Consider the following 10083-nt stretch of genomic DNA (forward strand, 5'->3'; position numbering starts at 1 on the left):
CCATCCGCAGCAACGGATATGCCCCCAAAACCCAAGGAGCATGGTCGGCCCCAAGGCCGCCAAGACTAACAGGCGAAAAAAAGCCCCGCCAAAGCGGGGCTCTCTCACATCACACCCAATCAGAAGTCAGCCTTGACCGACATCACGAAGTTACGCGGATCACCATAGAAGTTACCGAACCCTTCGGTACCAATGGTCGAGTAGTAACGCTTGTCAAACAGGTTGTTCCCGTTAAGCGCCACCGACCAGGTGTCATCGATACGGTAGCCAATGCGACCGTTCCAGACCGCATAACCGGCGCCATCAATGTTGTCACCGCCCAAAGGCGAAGTCCGGTAGTTGCCCGTCTGCGCGTTGACACCCGCACCGATTGTCACGCGATCCAGTGGCCCGCTCAGGCTGTAGTCACCCCACACACGCAGCAAGTGGCGCGGCACATAGGAGTTGTAAACCACGCCATCCTGAGTGGCGTCGGCATCTTCCAGCACCTTGGTCTGGGTGTAGGTGTAACCGGCGAGCAATTGCAGGCGGTCAATCACTTCACCGCTGACTTCAGCTTCGAAGCCTTGCGCGCGAACCTTGCCGGAGTTGATCGAGCAAGAACTGTCCTCGCAACGCGGGTCATCCTGGGCGGCATCTTTCTGAATGGTGCGGAACAGGTTGAAGGAGCTGTTCAGACGACCGTCGAACCACTCGCCTTTGATCCCCAGTTCGTAGCTCTGCCCGACCAATGGCTTGAGGGTGCTGCCATCAATGGTCTTGTAGGCGCCTTGCGGGGTGAAGATGTCGGTGTAGCTGGCGTAGGCAGTCAGGTTGTCATTGAGGTCGAACAGCACACCGGCGAACGGCGTGACCTGGCCGGTTTCGGTGGACTTGGTATCGACCTGGGTGCCTTCGCCACGGAAGTACTGCACCGAATCGGTGTCGGACTTGTACCAGCTGACACGGCTGCCCAGGACCAGGGTCAGCGGATCAGCCAGTTTCAGGCGGGCGATCGAGTAGGCGCCGTATTGCTTGATGTGCATGTCCACCGGGCCGCCACGGGAGGCGTTGGCCAGGTAGTAGCTTTCGTCCGGTTGCGGGATGTGGTGGTTGGGGTCGAGCACGTTCTGCCGTTGTGGCAGCGCGGCGACGGCGTAGAAGTCATCCTTGTGCGAACGGCTGGCGTTGGCGCCGATGGTCAGTTCGTGTTGCTGACCGAAGGCGTCGAATTTGCCGTCGACATAGGCATCGAAGCCGTAATCGCGCTGGTCGTAGTCGTAAATGCTGCCCAGCATCAGGGTGTTCGATGCGGTGGCACCGACCGGTACCGCGCCGCTCGGGAAGGCGTATTCCATGTCCTGGGTGTTACGCGAGTACACCCCGGCGACTTTCAGCGACCAGTCGTCGTTGAACTGGTGTTTCAGGTCGGCGAAGTAGGTGGCGCGTTTGCTGCGCTGGTTGTTCCACGCGGTGTTCAGGCAGGTGGAGCGCTTGAGGTGCAGGTCGGAGCCGTCGGCGTAACGCGGCAGGCCGCCCCAGCACGGGGTGGCGTCAACATCTTCCCAGGCGAAGCCCAGACCCAGGGTGGTATCGGGGCTGAGGTCGAAGTCCAGGGCGCCGTAGTAGATCTGATCCTTGCGGCTGGCCACGTCGTAGAAATATTGACGGGTCTGTTCGGTGACCACGGCGCGACCACGGATGGTCCCGGAGTCGTTCAGCGGGCCGCCGGTGTCGACCTGGCCACGATAGTTGTCCCAGGTGCCTGCCGACAGCGACAGTTGCGTGTGCGCAGTGTCCTGGCCGCGTTTGCGCACGAAGTTGACGCCACCGGCGGTGCCGCCTGCGCCTTTCATCATGCCGGCCGCGCCACGCAGGACTTCCACGCGGTCATAGATGGCCATGTCGCTGTTGAAGCTGTCGGCCTGCACGTAGCTGCTGCCGATATCCAGCGGCACGCCGTCGTACTGGTACTGGCCAGTCATACGGAAGCCGCGAGAGTAGAAATATTTGCCGCCCATGGGCGAGTCATACACGGTGATGCCCGGGGTCTTTTCCATCACCTGTTCGATGGTGTTGAGGTTCTGGTCATCGAGCATCTTGCGGGTCATCACCGTGACCGACTGCGGGGTTTCCTTCAGCGAGTGCACGCCCTTGCCAATGGTCACGCCACCGGTGGTGTAGGAGTTGCTGCCCTCGGTGGTGGCGCCCAGGCGGCTGGCGTTGACGTTGGTCGGGGCCAGTTCCATCGCGCTGCCGGTGGCCGGGCCGAGGACGGTCACGGTGTTGCCGTCACGCTGGTAGCGGATGCCGGTGCCGTTGAGCATCGCCTTGAGTGACTCATCGTCCTGGTAGCGGCCGTTGAGTGCGCTGGAGCGCAAACCTTGCAGGCTTTCCGGGCTGTAGATGATTTGCAGGCTGGTCTGCTGGCCAAGGGTTTGCAGCGCTTGAGCCAGTGGCTGCGACGGGATGTTCAGGGTCCATTCCTGGGCCTGGACATACGGCGCTGCCGTGAGTGTCAGTGCCAGACCAAGGCCGGTGCCGGCCAGTCGAGTGCGTGTCGCGCCGTGCACCAGCAGGGCTCGAGTCAGAGGGCGAAGCATGAAACGGGATGCGGACATGAGGTTAAGACCTTGGCAGGTATAGTTGTTAATGGTTCTTATTCATCTCATTAAGACGAGGAAGCCGCGGCAAACCGGAAAATTATTTTTCCGGCCTGGCCGCGGCCGCGTCGATCAAGCGGTTTGCAGTTCGCTCTTGACCCTGCCGGCCTCCATGCGCACCAGTTGATCGGCGACGTCGAAGTAACGGTCATCGTGGGAAATGACGATGATGGTCTTGCCCAGACGTTTGAGGTCTGGCAACAACTCTGTGTAGAAAATACGCCGAAACGTCGGGTCCTGATCGGCCGCCCATTCATCGAACACCAGCACCGGCCGCTCTTCGAGCCAGGCATTGACCAGTGCCAGACGCTTGCGCTGGCCGGTGGACAAATCGGTGGTGCTGAACGCACCGTCGCGCACGCTGACCTTGTGCGCGATCTCCAGACGTTCGAGGTAGCGAGTCGCGTCCTGCGGGACTTCGCGGTCGCCCTGAATCAGATCGTCGAACAGGTAATAGTCGGCAAAAATCGTCGTGAAATTCTGCCGGTAGTCATCGCGGTTGAGCGCGGTGATCGGCTGATCGTTGACGCGGATCTCGCCTTCGGTCGGCGCATACAAACCCAACAACAATTTGATCAGCGTGGTTTTGCCGCAACCGTTTTCGCCGACGATAAACACGATGTCGCCCTGTTCAATACGCAGGTTCACCGGCCCCAGACGGAACGGCTCACTGCCTTCCACAGGCGGGAAGGCGTAACGCACGTTGTGCAGTTCGAGGCTGTTGACCGCGCCGGGTTTCTTGCCCTGATCTTCCAGCAGCAGGTGCGGTTCGGGTGAGGAAAATTGCTCGCTCAGTTCGGCGATGCGGCGGAAGGCAATCTGCGCACGGCTGATGATCGGCAACGTGCTGACCAGATGCTCCAGCGGCCCCTTCATGTACAGCAGCACCAGGACGAAGCCGCTCATTACCGCTTTGTCGCCGCTGGGCCAGAAGGATTGCAGGGCCAGCGCCATGCCGATCACCACGAAGAACAACATCGAGCCGAAGGACTTGGCGATGACGAAGGTGTTGATGGATTTGATCTGGGTGTCGCAGATCTTCTCGGCGGTTTTCTGAATCCCGGCGACAAACATACGCTGGCGACGCGGGCGATGAATGCGCAGTTCCTTGGCACCCTCGGCAATCGCGTTGTAGTGTTTTTGCAGTTCGTCTTCGGCATCACGGGCGGCGTAGAAACCGCGCATGCCTTTGGCCCGGGCAATCGCCTGAATGGTCGTGCCGATGGCAATCGCCACCAGCATCATCAGGAACATCGGCCAGGACAGCATGGCCAGATAGCCGAGGCAGCCGAGGGTGACGGTCATGGATATCGCCAGCGGGGCAAACGCGAAAGCGAAGTCGCTGATGGTGTCGACGTCGTGGGTCAGCACCGGGATCAACCGGTGGCTGCGATAGCGTTCGATCTGGTCGATTGGCGCCGACAAGACCTTCTCCCCCAGCTCTTTGCGCAATTTGGCGATGATGTGCTGGCCGACGTAGTTGGTGCCGATGTCGGACAGAATCGTCGTCAGCAAGGCCAGCGCACAGAGGCCGGCGAAAATCATCACCACCGTGCGGGTCAGGCCGTCGTCGGAGTGCAGGGCATTGTTGATGGTTGCCAGCAGCACGGTGACGCTCAGGCCGCCGATCATGCCGAGCACGATGGACACAGAGACGATCAGGCGGAAGGGCTTGAGCAAGGCGAACAATTCGTTGATCGCCCCACGCGTAGGCTTGGTCATGGAGGATTCCTGCTTCGGTGCGGAGGGAGTGCCGGTACTAAAGGAAAACGAATGGTCACGGACTTTCTTTAAACGACCGCAGACGGCACTGCGGTCGTGGCGGGCAGGATCAGAGGTCGCGCACTACGCGAAACCCGAGCCAGTCGCCCTTGCTGGTTGGCCAGCTGCTGTTGCGGTTGCCGGAACGCGAGAACACCGGCGCCTCGCCCCAGTCGTTGCCACGCATGACCTGGCGTTCGCAGTTTTCCTGAGTCCATGGGCGACCGTCGTTCGGTACGCCGGAATAATCCTTGTGATAGCAGTCGGCGGTCCATTCGTAGACGTTGCCGTGAGCGTCGTAAACGCCGAAGGCATTGGCCGGGAATGTGCCTGCCGGGGAGGTGAAGTTGTAACCGTCGGCGGCGCCATAGGTGTTGGCGTGTTTGGAGATCTGGTAGTTGTTGCCTTCATCGAACGGGAAAGGGAAGGGCCCGCTGCTGCCGCCGCGTGCGGCGTACTCGCGGATCGATTCGCTTTGCAGGCGATAGGCATGACCGGTTTTTTTCGACAACCAATCGATGTAGCCCTGGGCTTCGGCGACGTTCATGCACACGGCCGGGTCGCGGGCAGTCTGTTTGAATTCCGGTTTGCCAGCGGTGCAGCGGCGGCCCGGGCGATCATCGAAGTCGTAAGGCTTGTTGCCGGTTTCGCGCACATACGCGTCCCACTCGCCGACCAGCACCTGAAAGCGGCTGATGGCGAACGGTTTGCTGAAGGTCACGTCGTGGCGCGGGCCTTCGTCCGGTTCGCGGCCGACTTCGTCATCCGGGGTGCCCATGGTGAAGGTGCCAGTCGGCAGCACGACCATTTCCGGGCAGTCCTTGCAGTCCTTGAACACTTTGCCCGGCGCCGGCGGCGTCGCCGCTTGAGCAGCACCGGGCAGCAGGCCGGCGCACAGCGCGGTCAGGGCCAGCGCGGGCAGGGCCTTGAAGGTGAAACAGGCGTGAGGCTTTTTCATGAGTCGTCTCTGTGAAAGGAAAACTGGAGTCGAGGGATCAGGCGCGCCGTTTTTTTTCGAGGAGGGCCATGAAACGCTCCACTTCGGCTTCGTTGTTGAGCAGGCCGGGCGCCGTGCGAATCACCGGGCCGACGTCGCGGCTGACCGCATCGCAGATCACCCGGTTTTGCATCAGGTAGGCGGCCACTTCGTCGCTGTCCTGGCCCTTGACCCGGAAGAACGTGAAACCGGCAGAAAATTTCGGCTCGAGCGGGGTCACCAGTTCGATGTCCGCGCGTTCGCGCAGGCGCTGTTTCAGATAGCTGTTGAGCTGATGAATGCGTGCCTGAACGTCGGCCTTGCCCAGTTGCAGGTGCAATTTGAACGCTTCGTCCACCGCCCAGCGATGCTCGAAGGCGTGATAGCCGCCCGGGGTCATGATGGTGGCGAAGGAAGTGGCTTCGGAGAACGTCGGCACGCTCGGGCTGACGTACTTCAGCTCTTCGCTGCGGCTGCATACGATGCCGGTGCCGCGCGGACCGAACATCCATTTGTGGGTGCCGGCGATAAAGAAGTCGCAGTTCATCTGCGGGAAACTCAGGTCGTCGACACCGAAACCGTGCACGCCGTCGACCACGTAGATCAAGCGGTCCTTGTCGTCACGTTGACGGTTGTGTTCATCGACCAGCCGCGAAATATCGCTGATCGGCAATTTCACGCCGCTGCCCGAATGCACCCAGGTCATGCCGAGTACGCGGGTCTCAGGGCGAATGTTGCGGTTGATCGTGTCGAGCACCTGATCCATGGAAATGCTTTGCGGCGTTTCGAACAGCTTGAGTTTGCGCACCCGGGTGCCATCGCGGCGGCTGCGGAAATCGAGGATGTTGCGCGTGGAATAGTGTTCGTGTTCGGTGGTAAGGATTTCCTGATCCGCGCGCACCTGCACGCTGCCATAAATCATCGCCAGGCCTTCGGTGGTGCTGCCAGTGAGGGCGATCTGGCCGGGCTTGGCTTGCAGATACTTGCCGGCCCAGACCCGCACGTTTTGCTGCAATTGTTCGTTGCTCCCCAGATCCCAATCCATCGCCAGTCCCGGATTCCGGTCGAGCGTGGCGCGATGGCGTTCGATGGCTTCGCGCACGGGTTTGGGATGGGAGGTGATCAGGAAGTTGGCGAAGTGGATCGCCTGCGGGTCCTGATCGAACAGCTGGCGCAATTGCGTCCATTTGTTCGCAGAAGCCACTGGCGAAGTCGTGGCCATTGCCGGCGCCGCGAGGCTGGCGCCGAATGGCAGGGCAGCCGCCATCACACCGGCCTGTTTCAGAAAGGTCCGGCGGTCAGTCATGGCTTGGCAGTGTCCTGACGGGAAATCAGCGCCGGTTTCGCGGCTTTCTGCACCTGATCCCAGACGCGCATGAAGTTGCCGCCCCACAGCTTGGCGATGTCCGCTTCGGAGTAGCCGCGCTGGATCAGTTCGGCGGTGACGTTGCGGATTTCGCCAACGTTCTCCCAACCCTTGATGCCGCCGCCGTCGTTGAAGTCGGACGAGATGCCGACATGGTCGATACCGATTTTGCGCACCGTGTAATCGATGGCGTCGCCGAGATCCTTGAGGGTCGCTTTCGGCTCTTCTTCAAGGATGCCGTAGAGGCCGCTGGCGTACTGGCCGAGTTTCTGTTCCGACCAGGCGGTGATGATCGGATCGCCCGGCATCAGCGCCATGGCCAGGTTTGGCAATGGCGGCAGATCGAAGCGTGCGCGCAGGGCATTGAGTTTGTCCTGCGTGCCCTGGGTCAGCGGCTTGAGATACTGCGAGAAGCCAACCACCTGAACCACACCGCCGCTGTTTTTTATCAGCTGCAATTCCTTGTCGCTGAGGTTGCGCGGAATATCCACCGCCGCACGCGGTGCCGAGTGCGAGGCCACCAACGGTGTGCGGCTTAACTGCGCAACCTGTTCCAGGCCTTTGGTCGACATCTGCGAAACGTCGATGATCACGCCCAGATCGTTCAAACGGTGCACCGCTTGCTTGCCGATATCGGAGAGGCCGTCGAGGGCGTCCGGCGAGTCATTGAAGAACGGCAGCGGGCGCGACGAGTCCGCCCAGCTGTTGTTACCGATGTAGCTGAAGCCGAACATGCGCATGCCGCGCCCGGCCCACAGGTCCAGTTTGCTCAGGTCGTTGCCCAGTGGATAGGCATTGAGCATGCTGATGAAAATCGCAAACTTGCCTTCGCCGTGCAGGCGGCGGAAATCATCCGGGGTGTAGGCGATGCCGACCTGATTGGGGAAGTCGCGGACCATGCCGGTGATGATCTTGTAGCGGACTTCCTGCTGGTTGCGGGCTTCTTCGACAAAACCTTCGGTGGGGCGATGCGGGGCATTTGGGCCGTTCCACATTTCCGGCCAGCCGAACACGGTCAGCGCAGCGCCCGACAAGCGTCCGCGATTGGCCTTGATCAGGTCGAACTGGCCGGAGCCGTCCTTGTCGGCTTCGTTGCCGTGGGCGCCGAAGCTCAGCGGAACGGTGATGTGGCTGTCGAACGAGAGGAGGCGATCCTGCAATTCGGTCGCCTGTTTCATCACCTTTACCGGGTAGCCAGGGTTGTCCCGGAACCAGTAATCCCAGGTCAGAAACCCTGCGCCGGCGCTGATCGCCAAGGCCAGCGGCAGGCCGATAAATAGAGCCTTTTTCGAACGCGGTTTTGTCATTGCCATCTCATTCAGGTTCGCCGTCGAGGTGCAGGCGCAGGGGCCTTTGCTATCTGGGAGGAACGAGTGGCCGGGCGGGTAATTTAGTCGCGCGCAGGAAAAGCGCTGACGGCGCATCGCGATCTTTTGCCGGGGCCGTAAATTTCCCCGGCGAGCAAACGTTCTAGCTTGGATAAAGCCTGCTTCATGGCTGACACAGGTAGGGCAATGACGATCTCTCGACGCTGGTTCATGGCGGGCATGGCACTCACGGGCGCCGCGCTGCCTGCCGCTTTTTATGCACATCGTGAGCTGACCCGCGAGGAGTTTCCGATCACCCCGGGAGAGGCCACGGTCGACCTGGCCGATACGGCTGGTCAACAGTTGGCGGACAACCTGCGCGGCGTCTGGGATATTCGTTTCAGCGGCGCTGCGGCGGGGCTCGATGGCTTGCCACGCGAAGGCCTGGAGCTGTTTCTCGACATTGCCCACCGGGGGCGCGGCTTGCGCGGGTTTCTCGATACCGGTGCCAATCTGCGTTCAGCAGAACCTGCGCGTTATCAGGTGATCGGCGATCTGGCGCCGGGCAACGGCGCCGAATTGTACTGGCGGCTGATGCGCACCGATGCGCCGCACGCGCCGCCGGTCTACGAATTCAAAGTCAAACTCGACGAAGTCTGGGCGGCGTTCGGCAATGCCGGCAGCGGCACGTTCACCGGGCATGTGTTGCGCCTGGATCGGCCGTTGGCGCTGCCTGAACTCGACAACCATTTCATCGCCATCAAGCGGCGTTTCCCCGAGGCGCGTGAGCGCACTGGGTTGAACCCGACATTATTGGCGTGGCTGGTGGCGCCGGAACATCGCCTGTTCCACCAGCTCTGGCACGCCAGCCGCGACAAGTGGCACAAGCTCTCGGAGAAAAAACGCGACGCGCTGCGCGGTATCGGCTGGCAACCCGGCCCCCGTGACAAGGAGCGCGATGCCCGTGGGCCGAGCAAGGATCGCAATGGTTCGGGCATCGACTTCTTCTTCATGCACCGGCACATGCTCGGCAAGGCCCGTTCGATGCAGGATTTGCCGTCCTGGCAGGCCTTCCCGATGCCGCAGCCGGAACTGGAGCGTGACCGCCAGGGCTTCGCCCGCTACTTCGACAATCACGACGGCGACGCACTGCCTCCGACTTGGCTGACCGAAGGTGACGACGAGTACACCAAGTGGGTCAGCGACATCAAAGCGGCCGAGACTTACCACAGCAATTTCCAGGTGTGGGAATCGCAGTACCGCGACCCGCGCTACCTGGCGAAACTCAGCCTCGGCCAGTTCGGTTCGGAAGTCGAATTGGGTCTGCACGACTGGTTGCACATGCGCTGGGCGTCGGTGGCACGGGATCCGTCCAACGACATTCCGGTGCCGATGGCGCGCGATCAGGCGGACTTTGCGGCGCGCTGGTATGCGCCGGAAAACGACTTCCTCGGCGACCCGTTTTCCTCCCATGTGAACCCGGTGTTCTGGCGTTTCCACGGCTGGATCGATGACCGTATCGAAGACTGGTTCCGTGCTCATGAGCGTTTTCACCCGGGTGAAGTCAGCCGGCTGGAAGTCAACGGTGTGCCGTGGTTCGCACCGGGGCGCTGGGTTGAGGTCGACGACCCTTGGCTGGGGCCGGACACCCATGGCTGCAGTACCGTGCCGGGGTTGCAAATCGGCCGCTCGGTGGAGATGGACCCGGAGACGATGAAGCTGGCGTTGCGCATCACGTTTGGCGATGAAGACAACATGGCCGACCTGTTCCGCAAAGTGCCGCAGCGGCCGTGGTATGCCCGGCATCTGAAAGTGAAAGGCCGGCAACTCTAAGCGCAAAAAAATCGCAGCCAGGTGCTGCGATTTTTTTTGCCCCGAGAATTCAATCAGTCACGACACGATCCCCGTGTAGGAGCTGCCGAAGGCTGCGATCTTTTGATCTTGACTCTTAAAAGCAAGATCAAAAGATAGATCGGAAGAGCGTCGTGTAGGGAAAGAGTGTAGATCTCGGTGGTCGCCGTATCATTAAAA

General features: G+C 61.1%; 6 protein-coding genes. 1 reads left to right on the forward strand and 5 read right to left on the reverse strand.

Annotation, left to right across the window (positions count from 1 at the left end; translation table 11 throughout):
• Nucleotides 1-119: 119 nt before the first annotated feature.
• The 5 genes from PMI23_RS27060 to pvdM all read right to left on the reverse strand — a co-directional run bounded on the left by PMI23_RS27060 (nt 120) and on the right by pvdM (nt 8052).
• Complete coding sequence (locus tag PMI23_RS27060; protein WP_007913351.1) at nt 120-2600, reverse strand: TonB-dependent siderophore receptor; 2481 nt, start codon at nt 2598-2600, stop codon at nt 120-122.
• Nucleotides 2601-2714: 114 nt separating this feature from the next.
• A complete protein-coding gene (locus tag PMI23_RS27065) occupies nt 2715-4364 on the reverse strand; it encodes a cyclic peptide export ABC transporter (RefSeq protein ID WP_007913352.1) in 1650 nt (549 codons plus the stop codon).
• Between the two features lie 109 nt (nt 4365-4473).
• The gene (gene pvdO, locus PMI23_RS27070) at nt 4474-5361 is read right to left on the reverse strand and encodes a dihydropyoverdine dehydrogenase (RefSeq protein WP_007913354.1); all 888 of its coding nucleotides are present in this window, start codon (nt 5359-5361) and stop codon (nt 4474-4476) included.
• Between the two features lie 37 nt (nt 5362-5398).
• A complete protein-coding gene (gene pvdN / locus PMI23_RS27075) occupies nt 5399-6685 on the reverse strand; it encodes a pyoverdine-tailoring periplasmic protein PvdN (RefSeq protein ID WP_007913356.1) in 1287 nt (428 codons plus the stop codon).
• Nucleotides 6682-8052, reverse strand: coding sequence for a pyoverdine-tailoring dipeptidase-like protein PvdM (gene pvdM, locus PMI23_RS27080; RefSeq protein WP_007913358.1), 1371 nt, complete (start codon nt 8050-8052; stop codon nt 6682-6684). The genes pvdN and pvdM overlap by 4 nt, the downstream gene beginning before the upstream one ends.
• Nucleotides 8053-8259: 207 nt before the next feature.
• Between pvdM and pvdP the strand changes: the two genes are divergently transcribed.
• Nucleotides 8260-9885, forward strand: a complete 1626-nt coding sequence (gene pvdP, locus PMI23_RS27085) for a pyoverdine maturation tyrosinase PvdP (protein WP_007913360.1) — start codon at nt 8260-8262, stop codon at nt 9883-9885.
• The last annotated feature ends 198 nt before the right edge of the window (nt 9886-10083 follow it).

The organism is Pseudomonas sp. GM24, assembly GCF_000282235.1.
In the GTDB taxonomy this organism is placed as follows: Bacteria; Pseudomonadota; Gammaproteobacteria; order Pseudomonadales; family Pseudomonadaceae; genus Aquipseudomonas.